Source organism: uncultured Bradyrhizobium sp. (assembly GCF_936928535.1).
GTDB lineage: Bacteria > Pseudomonadota > Alphaproteobacteria > Rhizobiales > Xanthobacteraceae > Bradyrhizobium.
The window spans coordinates 1-21,711 of sequence record NZ_CAKZHY010000074.1 but is presented as its reverse complement, the minus strand read 5'-3'; the positions used below and the strand labels follow the sequence as shown (position 1 = coordinate 21,711).

The 21,711-nt window shown below is 61.4% G+C and carries 18 protein-coding genes and 1 pseudogene; 6 read left to right on the top strand and 13 right to left on the bottom strand.

Annotated features, from left to right (window positions below; translation table 11 throughout):
• The first annotated feature begins 9 nt into the window (after nucleotides 1-9).
• A complete protein-coding gene (locus Q0687_RS11150; protein WP_298876034.1) occupies nucleotides 10-1,230 on the top strand; it encodes an ABC transporter substrate-binding protein in 1,221 nt (406 codons plus the stop codon).
• Here the strand turns inward: Q0687_RS11150 and Q0687_RS11145 are convergent.
• Complete coding sequence (locus Q0687_RS11145) at nucleotides 1,227-2,765, bottom strand: hypothetical protein (protein ID WP_298876031.1); 1,539 nt, start codon at nucleotides 2,763-2,765, stop codon at nucleotides 1,227-1,229. The genes Q0687_RS11150 and Q0687_RS11145 overlap by 4 nt on opposite strands.
• Nucleotides 2,766-2,822: 57 nt before the next feature.
• Nucleotides 2,823-3,593: a helix-turn-helix transcriptional regulator gene (locus Q0687_RS11140; RefSeq protein WP_298876028.1), complete on the bottom strand. Its 771-nt coding sequence runs from the start codon at nucleotides 3,591-3,593 to the stop codon at nucleotides 2,823-2,825.
• Nucleotides 3,594-3,780: 187 nt separating this feature from the next.
• Here Q0687_RS11140 and Q0687_RS11135 point away from each other — a divergent pair, with 187 nt between their 5' ends.
• The 5 genes from Q0687_RS11135 (at nucleotide 3,781) to Q0687_RS11115 (ending at nucleotide 11,305) form a co-directional block, all read left to right on the top strand.
• Entirely contained in the window at nucleotides 3,781-6,054 is a 2,274-nt protein-coding gene (locus tag Q0687_RS11135) for a marine proteobacterial sortase target protein (protein ID WP_298876024.1), read from the top strand.
• A gap of 204 nt (nucleotides 6,055-6,258) precedes the next feature.
• Complete coding sequence (locus tag Q0687_RS11130; protein WP_298876021.1) at nucleotides 6,259-6,828, top strand: class GN sortase; 570 nt, start codon at nucleotides 6,259-6,261, stop codon at nucleotides 6,826-6,828.
• 154 nt (nucleotides 6,829-6,982) lie between these two features.
• The gene (locus Q0687_RS11125) at nucleotides 6,983-7,975 is read left to right on the top strand and encodes a glycosyltransferase (RefSeq protein WP_298876016.1); all 993 of its coding nucleotides are present in this window, start codon (nucleotides 6,983-6,985) and stop codon (nucleotides 7,973-7,975) included.
• A 132-nt stretch (nucleotides 7,976-8,107) separates the two neighbouring features.
• On the top strand, nucleotides 8,108-10,327 hold the full coding sequence (locus tag Q0687_RS11120) for an acetate--CoA ligase family protein (RefSeq protein WP_298876013.1): 2,220 nt from the start codon (nucleotides 8,108-8,110) through the stop codon (nucleotides 10,325-10,327).
• 147 nt (nucleotides 10,328-10,474) lie between these two features.
• On the top strand, nucleotides 10,475-11,305 hold the full coding sequence (locus tag Q0687_RS11115) for an MlaD family protein (RefSeq protein WP_298876010.1): 831 nt from the start codon (nucleotides 10,475-10,477) through the stop codon (nucleotides 11,303-11,305).
• A 94-nt stretch (nucleotides 11,306-11,399) separates the two neighbouring features.
• Here the strand turns inward: Q0687_RS11115 and Q0687_RS11110 are convergent, their stop codons facing one another.
• From Q0687_RS11110 to Q0687_RS11060, 11 genes and pseudogenes are all read right to left on the bottom strand, one after another.
• Complete coding sequence (locus Q0687_RS11110; protein ID WP_212241148.1) at nucleotides 11,400-12,440, bottom strand: aliphatic amidase; 1,041 nt, start codon at nucleotides 12,438-12,440, stop codon at nucleotides 11,400-11,402.
• A 32-nt stretch (nucleotides 12,441-12,472) separates the two neighbouring features.
• Nucleotides 12,473-12,850: a zinc ribbon domain-containing protein gene (locus tag Q0687_RS11105; RefSeq protein WP_298876001.1), complete on the bottom strand. Its 378-nt coding sequence runs from the start codon at nucleotides 12,848-12,850 to the stop codon at nucleotides 12,473-12,475.
• Between the two features lie 83 nt (nucleotides 12,851-12,933).
• On the bottom strand, nucleotides 12,934-14,163 hold the full coding sequence (fmdA, locus tag Q0687_RS11100; RefSeq protein ID WP_298875999.1) for a formamidase: 1,230 nt from the start codon (nucleotides 14,161-14,163) through the stop codon (nucleotides 12,934-12,936).
• Between the two features lie 27 nt (nucleotides 14,164-14,190).
• The gene (gene urtE / locus Q0687_RS11095) at nucleotides 14,191-14,880 is read right to left on the bottom strand and encodes an urea ABC transporter ATP-binding subunit UrtE (RefSeq protein ID WP_298875995.1); all 690 of its coding nucleotides are present in this window, start codon (nucleotides 14,878-14,880) and stop codon (nucleotides 14,191-14,193) included.
• Between the two features lie 217 nt (nucleotides 14,881-15,097).
• Nucleotides 15,098-15,853, bottom strand: coding sequence for an urea ABC transporter ATP-binding protein UrtD (gene urtD, locus Q0687_RS11090; RefSeq protein ID WP_298875992.1), 756 nt, complete (start codon nucleotides 15,851-15,853; stop codon nucleotides 15,098-15,100).
• A gap of 10 nt (nucleotides 15,854-15,863) precedes the next feature.
• Nucleotides 15,864-17,006: an urea ABC transporter permease subunit UrtC gene (gene urtC, locus Q0687_RS11085; RefSeq protein ID WP_298875986.1), complete on the bottom strand. Its 1,143-nt coding sequence runs from the start codon at nucleotides 17,004-17,006 to the stop codon at nucleotides 15,864-15,866.
• A gap of 18 nt (nucleotides 17,007-17,024) precedes the next feature.
• Nucleotides 17,025-17,951, bottom strand: a complete 927-nt coding sequence (gene urtB, locus Q0687_RS11080; protein WP_298875983.1) for an urea ABC transporter permease subunit UrtB — start codon at nucleotides 17,949-17,951, stop codon at nucleotides 17,025-17,027.
• Between the two features lie 128 nt (nucleotides 17,952-18,079).
• A complete protein-coding gene (gene urtA, locus Q0687_RS11075; protein ID WP_298876087.1) occupies nucleotides 18,080-19,261 on the bottom strand; it encodes an urea ABC transporter substrate-binding protein in 1,182 nt (393 codons plus the stop codon).
• Nucleotides 19,262-19,413: 152 nt separating this feature from the next.
• Nucleotides 19,414-19,746 (bottom strand): zinc ribbon domain-containing protein, encoded by a 333-nt coding sequence (locus tag Q0687_RS11070; protein WP_298875980.1) that lies wholly within the window; start codon nucleotides 19,744-19,746, stop codon nucleotides 19,414-19,416.
• Nucleotides 19,747-19,787: 41 nt separating this feature from the next.
• On the bottom strand, nucleotides 19,788-21,011 hold the full coding sequence (gene fmdA / locus Q0687_RS11065) for a formamidase (RefSeq protein WP_015829545.1): 1,224 nt from the start codon (nucleotides 21,009-21,011) through the stop codon (nucleotides 19,788-19,790).
• Nucleotides 21,012-21,037: 26 nt separating this feature from the next.
• Nucleotides 21,038-21,711: pseudogene (locus Q0687_RS11060) on the bottom strand (porin); the annotation flags it as partial.

The window sequence follows — 21,711 nt, the reverse complement described above, 5'->3', positions numbered from 1 at the left end:
GGAATTTTCATGAACAAGAAACTCTCGCTGCTTGCCGCAGCAACGGCATTGACGCTGCTCTCGACCCAGAGCGCTTTCGCCCAGAAGGCCTACGACACCGGCGTCACCGACACCGAGATCAAGATCGGCAATGTCGAGGCTTATTCCGGCCCAGCGTCGGCCTACGGCATCATCGGCAAGACCGAGGAAGCCTATTTCAAGATGATCAACGACCAGGGCGGCATCAACGGCCGCAAGATCAACTTCATCTCCTACGATGACGGCTACTCGCCGCCGAAGACGGTGGAGCAGATCCGCAAGCTGATCGAGAGTGATGAGGTCTTCCTGGTGTTCAACGCGCTGGGCACGCCGACCCAGACCGCGGTGCAGAAATATCAAAACTCCAAGAAGGTGCCGCAGCTCTTCCTCGCGACCGGCGCCAGCAAGTGGAACGACCCGAAAAACTTCCCGTGGACGATGGGCTTTCAGCCCAGCTACCGGGTCGAAGCACGGATCTTCGCCAAGTACATCCTGAAGGAGAAGCCGGACGCGAAGGTCGCGATCTTCTATGCCAATGACGATTTCGGCAAAGACTACCTCGCGGGCATCAAGGACGTATTCGGCGACAAGGCCTCGAAGCTGATCGTGGCCGAGGAGAGCTACGAGACCTCGGAGCCCTCGATCGACGCCCACATCGTCAAGCTCAAGGACACCGGCGCCGACGTCTTCGTGAATATCTCGACCCCGAAATTTGCGGCGCAGGCGATCAAGAAGATCGCCGAGCTCGGCTGGAAGCCGATGCACCTGATGACCGACGTGTCGGTCTCGATCGGCGCGGTGATGAAGCCGGCCGGCTTTGAGGCGTCCGAAGGCGTGCTCTCGGCCGGTTATCTGATGGATGCATCCGATCCGCAGTGGAAGGGCAATGAGGGCATGAAGAAGTTCCTGGCCTTCATCGACAAATACATGCCCGGCGCCAACATCTCGGACACCAATTTGGTTTACGGCTACGCCGCGGCCCAGACGATGGTGCAGGTGCTGAAGCAGGTCGGTGATAATCTCACCCGCGAGAACGTGATGAAGCAGGCTGCGAACCTGAAGGACTTTGTCCCGGATACGCTGATTCCCGGGATCAGGATCAACACGTCGGCCAGCGATTTCGCTCCGATCGAGCAGTTGAAGATGTGGCGGTTCAAGAGCGGCCAGTGGGAGCTGTTCGGCGACATCATCAGCGCGGAGGTCGGCGGCTAGTTTCGGTCGGAAGCCAGTGTCGCGTGCGAGATAGCGGCCGAAGGGCCGCTATCTTTTTGAACGCGATCGCCCGCGTCCAGATTGACCTCGATGGCCACCACCGACAGACCGAGACGACGCACGTCACCGACGCCTCTGAATACGGCGCAGGCCCAGGCCAAGATGCCAATGCCCGATGGCGGCAGATCGAGGCTCAGCGTGTAGCGGTCACAACCGACGTCGATTCTGGCAGAATCGATCCGCTTGCCGTCGAGATAGAACTGCGTACCGGTTGCGGCGAGCAGCATACCCAGCGCAGCCGTGTGGATGCAGACCGTGTTGCGTCCCGGTGCGCCGCTGATGCGAACCGCCGCTTGCGGCTCGCTCCAGCGAAATGTGTGCCCCGCCGCGGATTCCAGCTCGTGAAATCCGATCTGCGCAAGCACCTGCCCGCCGAGCAATTTCCGTGCAGGCCGGGGCCGCGCGCCAAGGCGGCGAATGGATGCCAGTCGCTCAAGCCGGATCAGCGCCGCGATGTAGCGCTTCATCCATCGCGCGATGGCATCGCGCGACCCGACCAAAGCCAGCGTTGATAGCACCAGGCGCGCATGCGCGACGGCAAAGAAAGCCGCAATGCGCGCAGGGAGATCACCGAACAGCGCCGGCCCGCTCCAGCGCCGCAGGGCACGCAGTTCCTCGCCGGGCCACCTCCAACGCAGACGGGGAAGGCTGTAGCGCGCCAGCGCATTCAATGCGTTGAACGCGAGCCGACGATCGAAATTATCCCGATCTATCCATTCAAAGGGAATTTCGATCAGTTCGCTACCGGGATCGCGTCGATCCTCGCTGAGAAATCGACTCTCGCCCTGGATGAAATCGAGCGTGAACGTCTTCAACTCGCTGATCCGACCGATGTAGTAGTGATGGAAGCGCGCTTCCTCGAGATAGCCGACGGCGTAGCCTCGCGCATGGTATGCTGCGGCGAGCATCCATTCCGCGAAATGACCGAGCTCTTCACGCAAGCCGCCGCATTCCAGGTAGACGTCGCGCCGCGTCACGAAGCACTGGTCGAGCACCTTCCGCCAGGGATGCTGCGTCATGCCGAATTCGATATCGGCCTGGTACATCGCAGCCTCCGCCTCGGACAGGCGGTTGTGGCAGATCGGGACCGAGCGGCAGGAGAACCCGGCCCAGTCGGGATGATCATCGATCGCGCGGATGCAGAGCGCGATTACGTCGGGCTCGGGCCAGCAATGCGATTCCGTGAAGAACAAATAGCGGCCGCGAGCCCTGGCCGCGCCGGCCGCGCAGAGGCCGATATCGTGCACGGGATCTGCGAACTCGAGGCGGGCCTTGCCTGCGGCGAGTTCTTTCAGCTCCGCGTGGGCGGTGAAATCCGGTGGCACGACGAGAATGATCTCGTAGAGAGACTTGTCCGCCGTCTGCGACGTCCAGCCAAGCCAGGACTGCTCCCATTGCCCGCGGTGAAACTCGAGCGGGATGATGATCGAGAACAGAGGGCCTGCGCCGTCGGATGTTACAGTGACGTCCAGCATGATCGCCTTATAGACGGATCCGCGCCAGATACCGGACCATTTCGTTCGCGGGACAGACTAGACCGACAGGAAGAGTGCAAATGGCTCCTCCACCGTGCGGCGCAGGTGGCTCAGATACAGCGCATGGTTGGGATGATCGGGCATGATCCGTCCGAGCGCCGGCTCCTTGACGTTGTCAACAGGAACATAGGCAATTGGCGCCGCGACCGGCATCAGCTGGGAGCCGGTGCCGGCACGCAGCGTCGAAATGATGCCGTACATCGCACCCGTCACGGTTGGCCGCGAGACCGTGATGACGCGATGCTGTCCGTGCTTGTTGATGACGAGATAGATGAAGCCGGATTGATGCGGCACGGCAACTTCGCCGGTGTGTTCATAGGCGGCATCGGTCCGCTCGCCCTCGCGGAAGACCAGTGAGGAGACTTTCGGCTCCCAGACGATTTCGGTGCGATAGGCGAAAATCGCATCCTTGTCGCCAAAGGACGGCCGCAGGGTGATGTAGACGCCCTCGAGCCAGGTCACTGCGCGATGCGAATAGGAGCCGAGACCGTCGGGCGCGACGTCGTTACCCGCGGGGGGCGCCGGCGTGGCGGTGCTCTTGCGCAAGGACACGCCCAAGGCCTGCTCGAGCCGGACCGTGGTCGCCAGCGTGAACGGGCGCCGGCCACCGAGCGCCTTCTCCAGCGTCGACAGGCTGAGCTTGGCCTGCTCGGCCAACGCCTGCCGCGAGATCCGGCGCCTGGCGATTTCCTCGCGGATCGTCTCCGCGACCTCGCGGCTTTGCTCGTCCGAAAGCTGCCCGTCAGAGAGCTTGTCTTGCGTCTGCATTATTAACCCTGCTCCACGGCCGACAGTCTAGCAGGGCGGACAAGTCAGCACAAAACCGGACATGGCCGCCAAGCCGACCGCCCGGACCGGCCGGCCGCTGCGGAACATTGCCGATCGTTCTGCTCGCAAGATCAGGCCCTCCCGACCGATGCTCAGCGGCGTCAAACATGCTTCGGGAGCAGGCCAAATGGACAATTACGACACGGTCGATCGCGACGAACACCCTGACGAACACCCTTGGCTCGGCAGGCTGATCAAGGTGGGGCTATTCCTCCTGGCGCAAAGCATTGCCGTGCTCCTGGTCAGTTTCGTGGCCCTGTTGGTGAGCTTCGAGACCTCCTGGTCGGCGACATCAGCGCAGGCCAGCCTGCTCCAGCCCGGCGATGCCAAGTCCGGCACCCTCCTGCTGAAAGAGGACGGCGCCACGACCGAGGCCATCCGGCTCGGGACCGACATCGACATCACGGTCTCAGGCCCGACGCTGCGCACGCGCGTCACCCAAATCTTCCGCAACCCGACCAAGGATTGGGCCGAGGCAACCTATGTCTATCCGCTGGCCAGCGACGGCGCCGTCGACACGCTGAAGATGGTGGTCGGTGACCGCGTCATTGTCGGCGATATCAGGGAACGCCGGCAGGCCCGCGTGATCTATGAAGAGGCGCGCCGCACCGGACAGAAGGCTGCGCTCACCGAGCAGGAGAGGCCCAACATCTTCACCAACTCGGTCGCCAATATCGGCCCCGGCGAAACCGTGCTGGTGCAGATCGAATATCAGGAGCCGGTGCATCAATCCGGCAACGAATATTCGCTGCGCGTCCCGCTCGTGGTCGGACCGCGCTACAATCCGGCGCCGATCGTGCAGAGCGTCGATTTTCGCAACGACGGCTCCGGTTGGGGCGCGACCCATTTCGACCCGGTGCCCGACCGTGACCGCATCGCGTCGCCGGTGCTTGATCCAGCGAAGAGCGCGAAGATCAATCCGACCAGCATCACGGTGCACCTGAAAGCCGGCTTCGCGCTCGGCGAGGTGAAGAGCCACCACCACAACGTCAAGATCGAAAGCCCCGACAATGCAACGCGTGTCGTGACGCTTGCTGGCGGCACCGTGCCCGCCGACCGCGACTTCGAGCTCACCTGGAAGCCAGAAGCTGAAAAAGCGCCGTCAGTCGGGCTGTTCCGCGAGCATGTCGGCGATGCCGACTACCTGCTGGCCTTTGTCACGCCGCCGGCCGCCGAGCAGGCAGCCCAGAAGCCGCTGCCGCGTGAGGTGGTGTTCGTGATCGACAATTCCGGCTCGATGGGCGGCACCTCGATCGAGCAGGCCAAGGCGAGCCTGCTTTATGCGCTCGGCCGCCTGCAGCCGAACGATCGCTTCAACGTGATCCGCTTCGACGACACCATGGACGTGCTGTTTCCGACCTCGGTGCCGGCCGACGCCGCGCATGTCGGCGAAGCCACCTCCTTCGTCAGCACATTGCAGGCGCGTGGCGGCACCGAAATGGTGCCGGCGATGCGCGCCGCACTGACCGACAAGATCGCCGACACCAACTTGGTTCGCCAGATCGTCTTCCTGACCGACGGCGCGATCGGCAACGAGCAGCAATTGTTCGAGACCATCACGGCGATGCGCGGCCGGTCCCGCATCTTCATGGTCGGCATCGGCTCCGCGCCCAACACCTATCTGATGACGCGCGCCGCCGAGCTCGGCCGCGGGGCCTTCACTCATATCGGCTCCGTCGATCAGGTCGAGGAACGTATGCGCGGCCTGTTTGCCAAGCTGGAGAACCCTGCCGTAACAGGCCTCACCGCGAAGTTCTCCGATGCGAAGGCCGACGTCACGCCGGCAATCATCCCGGACGTCTATCACGACGAGCCGCTGGTGCTTGCCGCGAAGCTCGACAAGCTCGTCGGCTCGCTGGAGATCAAGGGTCGTGTCGGCGACCGTCCGTGGTCGGTGACGCTGCCCTTGAAGAGTGCCGCTGAAGGCAAGGGCCTGTCGAAGCTTTGGGCCAGGCGCAAGATCAGCGATGCGGAGGTGGCGCGGACGCTGCACGAGATGACCCCGGAGGACGCGGACAAGACGGTCCTTGCACTGGCGCTCGACCACCAGATCGTCACGCGGCTGACCAGCCTCATCGCCGTCGACAAGACGCCGAGCCGTCCCGAGGGGGCGCCGCTCAAGCTCAGCGAGCTTCCGATCAACCTGCCGGCGGGCTGGGATTTCGCGAAGGTGTTCGGCGAACGGCCGCAGCAAACGCCGACACAGCTGCGCGAGCGCCGCGCCGATGCGGGCCAGCCCGCGGCAAGGCGACCGGCACCTGTTACCTCGGACACGATCCGCCTGCCGAAAACTGCGACCTCTGCGGAACTCAAGATGATCGCAGGCCTGATCCTGATCGTGCTCGCCCTGATCCTGTTCGTGTTCAACCGGCGTCAGACCTTGCTCACTGACGCCGCTTGAGAGAGGAGCACCCCGAACTCCTCTTGCTTGGCGCGCGCGGCTGCCCGTCCCGAAACCAACGGCTGCGCGCGCCTTTTTTTGGAACACGCCGTCTCAACCGAATTCGTCATTGCGAGCAAAGCGAAGCAATCCAGAAATCCATCCGCTGAGGCAGTCTGGATTGCTTCGTCGCAAGGGCTCCTCGCAATCACGGGAATTGAAGCAATGCCCCGCGTCATCTCGCCGCTGATCCTGGCGCTGGTTGGAACGATCCTGTTCGGTGATGGCGCCTACATCCACGCCAAGGCTTGGCTCGCGCAGGTGCTACTGGAGCGTGCGTTCGAACGGAGCATTGCGACCGGTCAGCCGGTCAAGCCATGGTCCTGGGCCGACACCTGGCCGGTGGCGCGGATCGAGGTGAAGCGGATCGGCGCCAGCGCGATCGTGCTGGAAGGCACAAGCGGCCAGGCGCTCGCCTTCGGGCCCGGTCACATCCACCGAACGGTCGATGCCGGTGAGCGCGGGGTTGTCGTCTATGCGGCCCATCGCGATACACATTTCCGCTTCCTGCGGAATGTCGCCATCGGTGATGTGATCGATGTCACACGCAGTGACGGCCACCGCTTTCGTTATCGCGCGGATTCCTCGGCGATCGTGCGTTTCGACGCATCGGGTATCGATCCCGAGACCCAAGGTTTCGAGCTTGTCCTTGCGACTTGCTGGCCATTCGACGCCATCGCGTCCGGCCCCGAACGTTACCTGCTGCACGCGACCTTGATAGACTATCGTGAATAGCCGTTCGCAATCGCGAGGTTTGAGATTGCTTTTGCCCTCGCAAGTCTTACTGACGGACCTGACGTGATAAACCGCTGAACTGGCGCCGTCGTCGGTAGACCTATAAGAAGGCCTGCGGGTCTTTGCGGCGGAGCCGGGCGGGAACACGGGGTAGATGGACGAACAGTTCAGGCAGCGTCTCGAAGATCGTTTGGAGCAGCTGGAAAACCGCGTCGCGTTGCTGGAGCGGAACCTGGCTCTCGTTGCGGCCGGTCAGAGACGCGCCTCGCTTCGCGGCCTCTGGCGGCGACCGCCGATGTGGACCTTCGAGCAATATCTGCCGCGCCTGCTCAACCTCAACGCGTTCAAGTCCTCGCCTGCGATCCCTGCGGGGGCGCCCCGGATCGCCATAGTCACGCCGAGCTACAACCATGCGCAGTATATCGGCGCCACGATCGACAGCATCGTCAACCAGGCTTACCCGAACCTTCATTATCACGTGCAGGACGGCGCCTCGATCGACGGCACGGTTGATCTCCTGAAGAGCCGCGGCAACAGCATCAGCTGGAAGAGCGAGCCGGACAAGGGCCAATCCAACGCCATCAATCTCGGCTTTGCCGGCGTCGATTGCGAGATCATGGCCTATCTCAACAGCGACGACATGCTGCTGCCCGGGACGCTCGCTCATGTCGTCAACTATTTCATATCGCATCCCGATGTCGACATCGTCTACGGCAACCGCATCTTCATCGATAGCGATGGGCTTGAAGTTGGTCGCGCGGTGCTGCCTCCCCACGATGGCAAGACACTGCAATATGCCGACTACATTCCGCAGGAGACGATGTTCTGGCGCAAGCGCGTGTGGGACAAGATCGGTCCAATCGACGAAAGCTTTCATTTCGCGATGGACTGGGATTTCATCCTGCGCGCACAGGCAGCCGGATTCAAATTCGTTCGCATGCCGCGGTTTCTTTCCTGCTTCCGGATCCATGACGCACAGAAGACGGCGGCAACCTACGCCGTCGGCGTCAAAGAAATGGGCATCCTGCGGCGTCGCGTCCTCGGATTTGATCCGACACAGATACAGATCAGGCGCGCCATTGCGCCTTATCTGCTCCGGCAGGTGGCCTATCATTACGGCTACAAACTGGGCGTGCTGCGCTACTGAGGACGACGCTGTTGCGCGCGCTGCGCCGCGCATTCCGCCGGACGGCATGCAGCGCCGCCGGTTGCCACTCCTGTCAACTCACCATACGATTGGCTGACGCGCCCCAAGAAGAACAACACGTGAGGTCACGCCATGGAAGCTCAGGTCTCTGCAGCGTCGGTTCCTGTCCGACCATGGTCGCCACCATCAGATGCCGGCGACATCGTCAAGGGCATCCACGCCATGCTGCATCCACGCAACATCGTGCTGGTGGGCGCGACCGACAAGCCGGGCAATTACGCCGAGCGCATCTGGAACAATCTGGTCAAATACGGCTTCGAGGGCGGGCTTTATCCTGTCAATGCCAAGCGCGAGAGCATCTGGGGCGTACCCTGCTACAAGGATTTTGCGAGCCTGCCGGAAAAGCCCGACCACGTCCTCGTGCTGGTGCCCGCGCGCTTTGCCGTGCAGGTGATCCGCGACGCCGCAGCTGCCGGTGCGCGGTCTGCGACCATCGTCACCTCGGGTTTCAGCGAATTGCAGGATGAGGAGAGCCAGAGGCTCGCCACTGAGCTGCAACAGGCGGTGCGCGAGACGGGGTTGGCCGTCACGGGTCCGAACTGCCTCGGCAACTTAAGCGCCGGCGAAAAGCTCTTCACCAATATCGACGACCGCTCCGTCACCATGGAACAAGGCGCGGTGGCGATCGCCGGGCAATCGGGTGCCATCGTCATGGCGATCAGGCAGGCGCTGGAAGATCGCGGCGTCGGTGTCGGCTACATGGTGACGACCGGGAACGAGACTGGACTCGAGACACCGGACCTGATGCGCTATTTCGCCGAGGATCCGAGCGTCAAGGTGATCGTGGTCTATCTCGAGGGCGTGCGCAATACCAAGGCGTTTCGCGATGCCTGCAAGGCCGCGCGCGCGGCCAGCAAGCCGGTGATCGCACTCAAGCTCGGATCATCGGAGGGTGGACGTGCCGCCGCGATGGCACACACCGGCGCACTCGCCGGCTCGATCGAGACGTTCGATGCGATTGCAACGCGTGAAGGTGTGATCCGCGTGGCCGGCCTCGACGAACTGATCGAGACCACCGAATGCTTCGTCCACGCTGCCGTCCCCAAAGGTGACCGGCTTGCGGCAGTGACGCTGTCGGGCGGCAAGCGCGGCATGCTGATCGATGCCTTCTATGCACAAGGCCTGAATTTCTCGCCACTGAGCCCCGATGTCAGCAGTGAGCTCGGCAAGATGCTCGGACCGGGTTCGATCGTCGGCAATCCGCTCGACGCCGGCTTTGCCGCGGTGGTCGATCCCTCCGTCTACATGAAGTCGATCAAGCTGATGATCGACGATCCCCATATCGACATCGTCATCATCGACGCCGAGTTTCCGAAGACGCCGCATGAACAACGCGAACGAAACTTGCGCATCGTCAACGAGATGGCGAGCCGGGCCGGAAAGCCCGTGATCTATATCAGCGCGATGTCGATCGGCTTCACCGAATTCACCAAGGGTCTGCGCAAGTCGTTGCCGCATCTGGCGGTGATGCAGGGCATGGACCGTGCGGTGACCGCGATCAAATCGCTGCTCGCCTATGCGACGCTGCGCAAGGAGGTACCCGACATCGTCTCGAGCTCGAAGCCGGCAGCACGCGCCCTGCTCGAGAAGGCGTTGAAGTCGGCGCGCGGTGCCGCGCTCGACGAGGTCGCTTCCAAGAGGCTGCTGAAGGCCTATGGCATCCCGGTTTCGAAGGAGGCGATCGCGCAGACCGCCGCGGAAGCCGCAGAGATCGCCAAGCAGATCGGATTTCCGGTCGTGGCAAAGGTCGTCAGCGCCGAGATCCTGCACAAATCCGACATCGGTGGTGTGGTGTTGAATCTCAACAGCGCGGCTGAGGTGAAGAAGGCGTTTGCCGACATCACGGCGCGGGTCAAGAAGCTGAAGGGCAAACCGAAGCTCGACGGCATCCTGATCGCGCAGCAGGTCAAGGCGGATCTCGAGCTCGTGGTCGGCGCCTCGCTCGATGCCGAGATGGGGCCCGTCGTGCTGTTCGGCACTGGCGGCATCGATATCGAGCTGATGAAGGACGTGGCTCTCGCCGGCGCCCCGCTGGACGAGGCCGAGGCGCGGCTTCTGATCGGCCGGACCAAGGCCGGCATCAAGATGCGCGGCTATCGCGGCAAGCCTGCGCTGCATGAGACCTCGGCCGTAAAGGCGCTGGTCGGTCTGTCCAATTTGATCGCGGATGCCGGCGACCGGATCGCCTCGATCGACGTCAATCCGTTCCTGATCAATGCCAGGACGGGCGTGGCCGTCGACGCGTTGATCGTGCTGAACAACGCCGCCGCGAAGCGCGCCGCCGGCCATTGATGTCGCGCAGGGCGAATTAACGCAGCGTAATCCGCCCTTTTCAGCAAGAAATGCGGCGACCAAGGGTGGGTTACGCTTCGCTAACCCGGCCTACGTACCATGACTGCCTCCTTCCAACTTCCCGGCATTGGCCGTAGACTCGATTTCATGGCACGCGCGAGCAATCTTGTGATCGGAACGGCGACGCTGACGGTGATCGCCGTCGCGTTCGGCGGCCTGCTCGGCGTGCAGAAATGGCGGGCCAGCCAGAGCCGCAGCCAATTGCGCGTCGTTTTCGAAGGCGGTTCGGCGAGCGGCCTGCGCCGCGGCGGTCCGGTCAATTTCGACGGCGTGCCCGCCGGCCAGATCCTGTCGATCCAGCTGCAGAGTCCGCGCAAGGTCGTGGCGCTGGTGTCGCTGGACAACACCGCGCCGATCCGCAAGGACACGGTCGCCGGCATCGAGTTCCAGGGCCTTACCGGCGTTGCCGCGGTCTCGCTGATTGGCGGCGCCCCCTCGGCGCCATCGGTGCCGCTGGACTCGGACGGCATCCCCGTGCTGACCGCCGATCTCAGCGATGCTGAATCCATTGTCGACACGCTGCATAGCGTTGACCGCACGATCGTCAGCAACGCGCCCGCGATCAAGGACGGCCTGCGTACGTTCGAGAACTACACCGCCGATCTCACCGGCAAGGGCGAGGAGATCGACGCCGTGATGCTCAAGGTCGACAATGCATTTGAAGGCTTCGACAAGGCGGTCTCGAAAATCGAGGGCGCGGTGCCGGGTTTCGTCGACGGCAAGGCCGACGAGCTGTTCGACAAGGTGAAGGGGCTGCACGAGCTCGCCGACACCATGAAGAAGAAATCGGCGAGCTTCCTCGAGGACACCCGTCGCTCGCTGCTCGATGTCAGCGAAGCCGCCAACAAGATGAGCGGAACGCCGGCTCCCGCGGCCGCCCCGCGCCCACCGCGCAAGCCGACGCAGCCGAAGCGATAGAGCCTACCAGCTGTAGCGGACGACACCCTTGCCGGTCGAGGTGCGCGTGAGGCTCGAGACCTCGTCGCCGAACGTCGACGCCGCGAAAGCGCTCCTAGTAATTGCTCGGCGCGGCCTCGTTCGGGATGCCGTCGATCGGGCATTCGGCCGTGCCCGCGGTCGAGCGCGTCATCGCCTCGACCATGTCGCGCGTGCCTTCGGGATCGGCGATCCAGTTCTTGTAGAAATCATAGGGACAGGCCGCGACGCCGCGCGGGCTCTCGCCAGAATTGATCATGCCGGTGTAGCCGCGATGAACCAGCTTGTAGAGATGGTTCTGCGACTGGCCGTTGCGGCGGGCATCGCGGATCAGATGCTTCGAGAGCTGGGCGTACTGGATGCCGTATTCCTCCTCGCCGCATTCGCCGAGCGTGCGGCCGTCGAAGCCGATGATCGCGGAATGGCCGAAGTAAGAGTAGACGCCGTCGAAGCCGGCGGCATTGGCGACCGCGACATAGACATTGTTGGCCCAGGCCATCGCCTTGGAGATCAGGACCTGCTGCTCCTTGGCGGGATACATGTAGCCCTGGCAGCGCACGATCAGCTCGGCACCCTTCATGGCGCAGTCGCGCCAAATCTCCGGGAAATTGCCATCGTCGCAGATGATCAGGCTGACCTTCATCCCCTTCGGACCTTCGGAGACATAGGTGCAATTGCCGGGGTACCAGCCCTCGATCGGCACCCACGGCATGATCTTGCGATATTTCTGGACGATCTCGCCCTTGTCGTTCATCAGGATCAGCGTGTTGTACGGCGCCTTGTGCGGGTGCTCCTCGTGGCGTTCGCCGGTCAGCGAGAACACGCCCCACACCTTTGCCTTGCGGCAAGCCTCCGCGAAGATCGCGGTCTCCTCACCGGGCACGGCGGAGGCCGTCTCGTACATCTCCTTGGAGTCGTACATGATGCCTTGCGTGGAATATTCGGGGAAAATCACCAGGTCCATGCCGGGCAGGCCTGCCTTCATGCCCACCAGCATGTCGGCGATCTTGCGGGCGTTGTCGAGCACCTCGGCCTTGGTGTGCAGGCGGGGCATCTTGTAATTGACGACCGCGACGCCGACGGTGTCGTTGCTGCTGGAGATATCGCCGTGAAGCATGGTGGACGCTCCTGTTTTTTCTTTGCTTGGGGTTAGTGGCTGATCATCCAGGGCCGCGCGGTGGGAAAGCCCTTGGCGCCACTCCTGCTCTTGGTCATCAGCCGCGCGGGCTTCTTCCTGTCCGTCCCGTTCTTGTCCTTGAGGGTCTTGCCCGACGAGCAGCAGCCGCAGCCCGGGCCATGCGAGGCTTTGTATTGCGCCAGCGTCTGCGGCGCATGCGAGCTGCGCTCGTTGACGGCGTGCGCCTTGCGCTTGTCCGCCGGCATGCAGAAGAAGTTCGGCGCGGTCAGGATCACGCGCGGCGATGAGACCTCGCAATGCGGGCAGTCCTGCGGATCGTCGCATTCCGCCATCGGGCGCAGATCCCTAAAGGGTCCGCAATTGTCACAGAGATATTCATAGACCGGCATGATTGATTCCTACGCATTTGGTGACAGGACGCGCGGAGAAAGCCCCTCTCCCCTTGAGGACGGGGAGAGGGAGCGCGGCGTCGTCATTTGTCTGGCGAGATCGGCATCTGGATATCGCCGGTAATGTGCTTGATCGGTCCCGCCGACGACGGCATCACGTCGAAGTCGAAGATCTCGGTCGGCAGCCACAGCGTGGCGCAGGCGTTTGGCACGTCGACCACGCCCGAGATGTGGCCCTGACACGGTGCGGTGCCGAGGATCGAATAGGCCTGGGCGCCGGAGTAGCCGAACTTCTTGAGATACTCGATCGCGTTGAGGCAGGCCTGGCGATAAGCGATGTGGACGTCGAGATAATGCTGCTTGCCGGCCTCGTCGACCGAAATGCCTTCGAAGATCAGATAGTCCTTGTAGTTCGGCGTGATCGGCGACGGCTTGAAGATCGGATTCTTGATCCCGTATTTCGACATGCCGTCCTTGATCACTTCGACCTTCAGATGCAACCAGCCGGCCATCTCGATCGCACCGCAGAAGGTGATCTCGCCGTCGCCCTGGCTAAAGTGCAGGTCGCCCATCGAGAGACCCGCGCCCGGCACATAGACCGGGAAGTAGATCTTCGAACCGCGGGAGAGATCCTTGATGTCGCAATTGCCGCCATGCTCGCGCGGCGGCACGGTGCGCGCGCCTTCCGCGCCGATCTTGGCCTTGACATCACCCTTGGCACGGCCGCCATGCGCGGTCGCGGCAAACGGCGGATTGGCCAAGCCAGGCACGCGGGTCGGATTGGTCGAGATCAGCTCTGCCTCGCGCTTGTTCCAGGTCTCCAGCATCTTCGGGTCGGGCAGACAGCCGATCAGGCCGGGATGGATCAGGCCGGCGAAATTCACGCCGGGCACATGGCGCGACGAGGTGTAGAGGCCCTTGATGTCCCAGATCGACTTCTGCGCCAGCGGGAAATGGTCGGTCAGGAAGCCGCCGCCATTCTGCTTGGAGAAGAAGCCGTTAAAGCCCCACAGGCTCTCCTTCATCGGACCGACGTCGAGCAGATCGACGACCAGAAGATCGCCGGGCTCGGCGCCCTTGACGCCGATCGGGCCGGACAGGAAGTGCACGATCGACAGGTCGATGTCGCGGACGTCGTCGGCGGAATCGTTGTTTTTGATGAAGCCGCCAGTCCAATCGTAGGTCTCGATGATGAAGTCGTCACCGGGATTGACCCAGGCCACGATCGGGATGTCGGGGTGCCAGCGGTTGTGCACCATGTCATTTTCGTAAGCCGACTTGGTGAGATCGACCTTGATCAGTGTCTCTGGCATCGAGAAGCTCCCCTTTACTACGGTTGGTTAGACGGACAGATATTTCGAGACTTGTGCGGCATCGACGGCGTCACGTGGATCGTCGCGCACGATCTCGCCGTTCTCGATCACCAGTACGCGGTCGGCGATATCGAGCGCGAAACTCAAAACCTGTTCGGACACGACGATCGACAGACCCTTCTCGTCGCGGATGCGCTTCAGCGTCCGCGCCATGTCCTTGATGATCGATGGCTGGATGCCTTCGGTCGGCTCGTCCAGCAGCAGCACCTTGGGCTTGGTCGCCAGCGCGCGGGCGATCGCAAGCTGCTGCTGCTGGCCACCGGAAAGATTGCCGCCGCGACGGCCCTTCATCTCGAGCAGCACCGGAAACAGCTCATAGATATCGCTTGGCACATCGGCGCCACCTGAGACGACGAGGCCGGTCTCGATGTTCTCCTTCACCGTCATGGTGGAGAAGATCATGCGCCCCTGCGGCACATAAGCGAGGCCCTTGGCGACACGCTCATAGCTCGGCAGGCCGCCGAGCTCGGCGCCGTCCATCGTCACCGAACCGCTCCTGGTGGGAAGGATGCCCATCAGCGACTTCATCAGCGTGGTCTTGCCCATGCCGTTGCGGCCCATGATCGCGACGATCTCATTGGGTGCGACCTTGACGTTGAGGCCGTGCAGCACCTCGCTCTGGCCGTAGGCGACGTGGAGATCGGAAATTGCCAGCATCGACCTGCTCCTTAGGCTTGGTGTTTCTCCCTTCTCCCCTTGTGGGAGAAGGTGGCGCGGGCGTAGCCCGCGACGGATGAGGGGTCTGCATCCGCGAATACGGCAGGCAGTTTGACTCGCGGAGAGATACCCCTCACCCGGATCGCTTGCGCGATCCGACCTCTCCCACAAGGGGAGAGGTGCACTGTCGCGGCCGCTTCAGACTTGTTCACCATGATCAATGTCCCAAATAGACTTCGATGACCTTGGGATCGTTCTGCACCTTCTCCATGGTCCCCTCCGAGAGGATCTGGCCCTGATGCAGCACGGTGACCTTGTGCGCGATGTCCTCGACGAATTTCATGTCGTGCTCGATCACCAGCACCGAGCGGTTCTTGATGATGCGATTGAGGAGTTCGGCGGTCTTGGCGCGTTCGGACACGCTCATGCCGGCAACGGGCTCGTCGAGCATCAACAGATCCGGGTCCTGGATCAGCAACATCCCGATCTCGAGCCACTGCTTCTGACCGTGGCTGAGCAGATCGGCGCTCATGTTCAGCTTGTCCTTCAGGAAGATCATCTCGGCGACTTCGTGCACCCGGTCGCGCACGGCGGCATCGCGGGTGAAGGTCAGCGCGCCGAACACTGAGCGGCCGCGCGGAAAGGAGATCTCGAGATTCTCGAACACGGTGAGATCGTCGTAGATCGACGGGTTCTGGAACTTGCGGCCCACCCCGACCTTCACGATCTCGTTCTCCCTCATCCGCGTCAGCTCCTTGCCGCGGAACTGGATCGAGCCTGATGTTGCTTTGGTCTTGCCGCAGATCAGGTCGAGCACGGTGGTCTTGCCGGCGCCATTCGGGCCGATGATGACGCGGATCTCGTTCTCGTCGACGTAGAAAGAGAGATCGTTGACCGCCTTGAAGCCGTCGAACGAGACCGTCAGGGCTTCGACCGCGAGCAGGAACTCTTTTGGCTGGTGGCCTACAAGCATGATGATATCCTCACTCGGCCGGGGCGCCGTCGGCGACCGAGCTGTCGGTCCAACCTTCCGGCTTGGGTTTGCGCGACGAAATCAGGCGATCGATGCGCGGCTGCACGTAATCGCCCCAGATCCCGGCAAGACCGTTCGGGAACGCGAGCACCACGGCGATGAACAGGCCGCCGAGGCCGAACAGCCACAATTCGGGGAAGGTCTCTGAGAGACTGGTCTTGGCGAAATTCACCAGCAGCGTGCCGTAGACCGCGCCCAGGATCGACAGCCGGCCGCCGACCGCGGTGTAGATCACCATTTCGATCGACGGCACGATGCCGACGAAGGACGGTGACATGAAGCCGACATTGAGAGCGAACATCGCACCACCGATCGCAGCGAAGACAGCAGCGATGCAGAAGGCAAAGATCTTGAAGTTCGCGACGCTGTAGCCCGAGAAGCGGACCCGATCTTCCTTTTCGCGCATTGCGACCAGGATGCGCCCGAGCTTGGAGTGCCGGACGAACTGCGCGACCATGATGCAGACGAACAGGCAGCCGACCTCGAAGAAATACAGCACGATCTTGGCGTGGTCGGGCCGGATGTCCCATCCCTTCAGCGTGCGCAAATCGGTCATGCCGTTGATGCCGCCGGTGTAGCCCTGCTGGCCCACGATTAGGATCGTGAGGATCGCCGCGACCGCCTGGGTGATGATGGCGAAGTAAGTGCCGCCGACGCGGCGCTTGAACATCGCGGTGCCGATGATCAGGGCGAAGATGCCGGGCACCAGGACGATCGCCGCGATGGTGAAGGTGAGGCTGTGAAACGGCTTCCAGAAGAACGGCAGCGCCGTGATCTGATTCCAGTCCATGAAGTCGGGGATGCCCGGCGTAGACTGGATCTTGGTGTTCTCAACGCTCGAGGCCTCGAGCTTGAGGAACATCGCCATGCAGTAGCCGCCGAGGCCGAAGAACACGCCCTGGCCGAGGCTGAGAATGCCGCCATAGCCCCAGCAGATCACCAGTCCCAGCGCGACGAAGGCATAGGTCAGGTATTTCGCAACCAGATTGAGCCTGAAGACGTCGAGCGTGAGCGGCAGCACCACCACCAGGAAGACCGCGAGCGCCAGAATTCCGATGAGCTCCGATCGATTGAAGAACCGATTGTCGGTCATTGCATCAGCCTCTGTTTCTCACTTGCGGACCTTGAGGGCGAACAGTCCCTGCGGCCGCAGCATCAGGATTCCGACAACGGCGAGCAGCGTCAGCACCTTGGCCATCGAGCCCGACATGAAGAACTCGAGGGTGGATTGCGTCTGCGAGATCGAGAAGGCCGAGGCGATGGTGCCGAGCAAGCTCGCGGCGCCGCCAAACACCACGACGAGGAAGGTGTCGACGATATAGAGCTGGCCCGAGGTCGGTCCGGTCGAGCCGATCATGGTGAAGGCGCTGCCGGCGACGCCGGCGATGCCGCAACCGAGACCGAAGGTGTAGCGATCGACTTTCTCGGTGTTGATGCCGACCGCGCCGGCCATGATGCGGTTCTGCACGACGGCGCGGACCTGGCGGCCCCAGCGCGACTTGTACATGACATAGGCGACGCTGATGGTGATCAGCACGGTCAGGCACATCACGAAGACGCCGTTGATCGGCACTTCGATGCTATCAGTGACCTGTAGCGAACCGAGCATCCATTGCGGCAGTTCGACACCGACCTCGCGCGCGCCGAACACCGAGCGATAGGCCTGCTGGAGCATCAGGCTGAGGCCCCAGGTCGCAAGCAGCGTATCGAGCGGACGCTTGTAGAGGTGCCGTATCAGCACCCATTCCACCAGCATTCCAAGCGCACCCGAGGCGACGAAAGCTAATATCATCGCGAGGAAGAAGTAGCCGCTGAACATGCTCGGCAAGTAGGATTGGAAGAAGTTCGAGGTCATCCAGGTGACGTAGGCCCCGAGGATCATGAACTCGCCATGGGCCATGTTGATGACGCCCATCTGGCCGAAGATGATCGCAAGACCGAGCGCCATCAGGACGTAGACAGAGAACAGGATCAGTCCTGCAAAGCCCTGCATGACGAAGATGGAGCCAAGATCACCAAGCGAATAGTCGCCGAACATCGATGTCCTCCGTCAGGGAATAGGGTCCCGCGAGAAAATTCGCGACGCGGGGGTCTTGGGCGTGGAGTTGCTGTCCACGCCAGGGAGCTGCTTAAGCTTTAGGGAAACAGCGCTCGACGCCGTGTCGCTTACTGGTAGCCCTTGGGGAACGGATCCGGCTCGACGAGGTCGGCGGTCTCGTAGATCAGCTCGAACTGGCCATCGAGCTTGGCGCGTCCCACCCGGGTCTTCGACCAGAGGTGATGATTCTCGTGGATGCGGACATAGCCCTCCGGCGCGCCCTTGAACTCGACACCGGGCGATGCCGCCGCGATCTTGTCGACATCGAAGGAGCCGGCCTTCTCGACCGTCAACTTCCACAGCCACGGGCCGAGATAGGCAGCCTGGGTGACGTCTCCGATCACGGTCTTCTCGCCCCACATCTTCTTGAACGCGGGCACGAAAGCCTTGTTGTTCGGATTGTCGAGCGACTGGAAGTACTTCATGCAGGCATAGGCGCCGGCGATGTTCTCGCCGCCGATGCCGTCGATTTCGTCTTCGGTGACCGAGATCGTGAGCAGCGCCTGCTTGGAGAGGTCGATACCGGCGGCCTTGAGCTGCTTGTAGAAGGCGACGTTGGAGCCGCCGACAACGTCGGTGAAGATGACGTCGGGCTTGGTCAGCTTGATCTTGTTGATGACCGAGTTGAACTGGGTGTTGCCGAGCGGATAGTACTCCTCGCCGACGACCTTGCCCTTCAGCACGTTCTCGACATGCTTGCGCGCGATCTTGTTCGAGGTGCGCGGCCAGATGTAGTCGGAGCCGATGAAGAAGAAGCTCTTGGCGCCCTTCTCCTTGGCGATCCAGTTCAGGCCGGCGAGGATCTGCTGGGTTGCTTCCTGGCCGGTGTAGATCACGTTCTTGGACTGCTCGAGGCCTTCATAGAAGGTCGGGTAGTAGAGCATGCCGTTGTACTGCTCGACGACCGGCAGCACGGCCTTGCGCGAGGCCGAAGTCCAGCAGCCCATGATGGCCGCAACCTTGTCGTTGACGAGCAGCTTCTTGGCCTTCTCCGCGAAGGTCGGCCAGTCGCTGGCGCCGTCTTCCTGAATGATTTCAATCTTGCGGCCGAGTACGCCACCCATTTCATTGATCTGGGCAATCGCCAGCTTTTCAGCCTGGATAGAACCCGTTTCACTGATGGCCATGGTGCCGGTAGCCGAGTGCAGAATACCGACCTTGACGGTCTTGTCGGTCACGGCCAGCTTGGTGGTGTTCACCTTGGCAGTAGGAAAGTCCTCGGCAAAAGCGCTGCCCATGCCGGAAACCATGCTGACCGCCAGCAGTGCGCCGGTCAGGGCGCCCACTTTAGTCATGAATCGACGTCTATCATTGGTACTCATAAATTTCTCCTAGTTGAAAGTGAAGCTAACCTTATCTGCCCTACGAAAAACTGCTTGCAGCAAAGGCGGGGATAAAGGGGCTAGTGCCCCAGCATCCACGGCCTTGCCGTTTTTTTGGTTTGCATCTGCAAACCGTTGTTACCACCTGCTGATTTCTCTTTGGTGGCGCCACCGGATGGCTTGCAGGTATGAGAACCCGTGCACCCGCAACTGGAGCGACGGCGTACGCCTGGCTCATTGCGCTCGTGAGCGCTGCGCTGTGCCTTGCCAAGAATGGCCAGGTTGGGTGCTGACAGAATCCGCTCGCCCATGCCGCCACAGCTTTCGCAGACGGCAGGCTGGCTGGATTCGGACATCTTGCGCAGTGCAGAAAACACGCCACAACTTTCACAGTGATACTCATATACAGGCATACCGGCTTCCCCTTTATTTACGCTAGTCGACGACGTTCTGATCAGCTGGCTTTGGCCAGGTCAGGACCGCTGGCGACCATGATTTTCGGTCCATCGGCATTAGGCTTCAGGTCGAAGTCAAAGATCTCGGTCGGCAACCACAAGGTGGCGCACGCATTCGGGATATCCACCACGCCACTGATATGGCCTTCTACCGGCGCTGTGCCCAGAATCGACAAGGCCTGCGCACCGCTGTAACCAAACTTCTTGAGGTACTCGATGGCATTGAGGCAGGCCTGACGGTAAGCCACATGCACATCCAGGTAATGCTGCTTGCCCTGCTCATCCACCGAAATACCTTCAAAAATCAGGTAATCGCGATAGTTGGGGGTCAATGGGCTAGGCTGGAACACCGGATTCTTGATGCCGTATTTCTTGACGCCATCCTTGATCAGGCTGACCTTGATATCGAGGTAACCAGCCATTTCAATCGCGCCGCAGAACGTGATTTCGCCATCGCCCTGCGAGAAGTGCAGGTCGCCCATGGAGAGACCGCCATCCTTGACGTAGACCGGGAAAAATACCTTGGAACCCTTGGTCAGGTTCTTGATGTCACAGTTACCACCGTGGTCGCGTGGCGGCACGGTACGCGCACCCTCCATCGCAGCCGCCTTGGCAGCTTCACCGGTCATCTTGCCCATCACGGCAGCTTGCGCATTTGGTGGCAGGCCCAGTGGTGGCACGCGCTCAGGATCTGTTGCAATCAGCTCGCCTTCGCGCTTGTTCCAGGTATCCAGCAACTCGCGGGATGGCAGGCAACCGATCAGACCTGGGTGCATGATGCCGGCGAACTTGACGTTGGGCACATGGCGCGAAGTGGTGTAAATGCCGTGGAAGTCCCAGATCGACTTGCGTGCTTCAGGATAATGATCGGTCAGGAAACCACCGCCATTTTCCTTGGCAAACAAACCATTGAAACCCCACTGCGAATCTTCCAGCGTGCCTACATCCAGAATCTCCACCACCATCAAATCGCCCGGCTCGGCACCTTCGACGCCAATCGGGCCACTCAGGTAATGCACTTGCAACAGATCCACATCACGAATGTCGTTTGCACTGTCGTCGTTCTTGATCTGACCGCCAGTCCAATCCATGCACTCCACCCGGAATTCATCACCAGGCTTCACCATGGCAATCATCGGCAGATCGGGATGCCAGCGATTGTGAATCTGGCCGTCCTGTTCCCATGGCTTTTTATCAAGATCGAGTTTTACAAGGGTTTTCATCTTGTGGCATCTCCTCTAATTGAAGGTTAGAACTGGAACTGCATAGCGACGTTGAAGCTATTGACCTTGGATGCACCCGTCACATCAAGATTGGAATAGAAAGCACTGACCTGGGCGTTGTAGCCATCAATAATGTAAGCCGTACCCAAGTCGTATTTTTTGGTGTCAACTTTGCTGTCAGCATCAAACTTTTGATACCGAACAAAAGGTTGGAAGCGACCAACACCGACTGTGTCGTTGAATATATAACCAGCGCCAGCGGAGTACGCCTTGCCTTGCTCGCTCAGGAATACGCCATCCGTGTCATAGTCGTAGTAAGCAGCTTCTACAGAGACTGCACCCGGACCAACACCTTTTTTCTCAAGCAGGAAGTCAACGCTGTATGATGAGTAATCACCCTTGTCGGCAGCGGCAGAAATTGCACCGTCTTTCTTGTAGCGACCTGCAATACCTACAGCCAGAATATCCTTGGTACCCAGGTAGTTACCTGTGCCGTAGTAGCCTGGTTCTGGATCCCAGAAGTCCACTTGAACACGGCCTGCATACATCAAGGAGTCAGAAGCCCGTGCTGTTGTAGCAGCCGTACTATTCTGCGACTGTGCATTCACACCACTGAAGAAGAATATTTTGTCGCCTTCAAATGCGCCGAAGGAGTAACTCAACTTGTCGCCAAAGGCACTACCTACCAACGCAACACCAT

What these genes read in the sequence shown, in the direction of transcription:
- Q0687_RS11150 (WP_298876034.1), top strand. Translation starts at nt 10, where the DNA reads ATGAACAAGAAACTCTCGCTGCTTGCCGCAGCAACGGCATTGACGCTG.
- Q0687_RS11145 (WP_298876031.1), bottom strand. Translation starts at nt 2,765, where the DNA reads ATGCTGGACGTCACTGTAACATCCGACGGCGCAGGCCCTCTGTTCTCG.
- Q0687_RS11140 (WP_298876028.1), bottom strand. Translation starts at nt 3,593, where the DNA reads ATGCAGACGCAAGACAAGCTCTCTGACGGGCAGCTTTCGGACGAGCAA.
- Q0687_RS11135 (WP_298876024.1), top strand. Translation starts at nt 3,781, where the DNA reads ATGGACAATTACGACACGGTCGATCGCGACGAACACCCTGACGAACAC.
- Q0687_RS11130 (WP_298876021.1), top strand. Translation starts at nt 6,259, where the DNA reads ATGCCCCGCGTCATCTCGCCGCTGATCCTGGCGCTGGTTGGAACGATC.
- Q0687_RS11125 (WP_298876016.1), top strand. Translation starts at nt 6,983, where the DNA reads ATGGACGAACAGTTCAGGCAGCGTCTCGAAGATCGTTTGGAGCAGCTG.
- Q0687_RS11120 (WP_298876013.1), top strand. Translation starts at nt 8,108, where the DNA reads ATGGAAGCTCAGGTCTCTGCAGCGTCGGTTCCTGTCCGACCATGGTCG.
- Q0687_RS11115 (WP_298876010.1), top strand. Translation starts at nt 10,475, where the DNA reads ATGGCACGCGCGAGCAATCTTGTGATCGGAACGGCGACGCTGACGGTG.
- Q0687_RS11110 (WP_212241148.1), bottom strand. Translation starts at nt 12,440, where the DNA reads ATGCTTCACGGCGATATCTCCAGCAGCAACGACACCGTCGGCGTCGCG.
- Q0687_RS11105 (WP_298876001.1), bottom strand. Translation starts at nt 12,850, where the DNA reads ATGCCGGTCTATGAATATCTCTGTGACAATTGCGGACCCTTTAGGGAT.
- fmdA (WP_298875999.1), bottom strand. Translation starts at nt 14,163, where the DNA reads ATGCCAGAGACACTGATCAAGGTCGATCTCACCAAGTCGGCTTACGAA.
- urtE (WP_298875995.1), bottom strand. Translation starts at nt 14,880, where the DNA reads ATGCTGGCAATTTCCGATCTCCACGTCGCCTACGGCCAGAGCGAGGTG.
- urtD (WP_298875992.1), bottom strand. Translation starts at nt 15,853, where the DNA reads ATGCTTGTAGGCCACCAGCCAAAAGAGTTCCTGCTCGCGGTCGAAGCC.
- urtC (WP_298875986.1), bottom strand. Translation starts at nt 17,006, where the DNA reads ATGACCGACAATCGGTTCTTCAATCGATCGGAGCTCATCGGAATTCTG.
- urtB (WP_298875983.1), bottom strand. Translation starts at nt 17,951, where the DNA reads ATGTTCGGCGACTATTCGCTTGGTGATCTTGGCTCCATCTTCGTCATG.
- urtA (WP_298876087.1), bottom strand. Translation starts at nt 19,261, where the DNA reads ATGGTTTCCGGCATGGGCAGCGCTTTTGCCGAGGACTTTCCTACTGCC.
- Q0687_RS11070 (WP_298875980.1), bottom strand. Translation starts at nt 19,746, where the DNA reads ATGCCTGTATATGAGTATCACTGTGAAAGTTGTGGCGTGTTTTCTGCA.
- fmdA (WP_015829545.1), bottom strand. Translation starts at nt 21,011, where the DNA reads ATGAAAACCCTTGTAAAACTCGATCTTGATAAAAAGCCATGGGAACAG.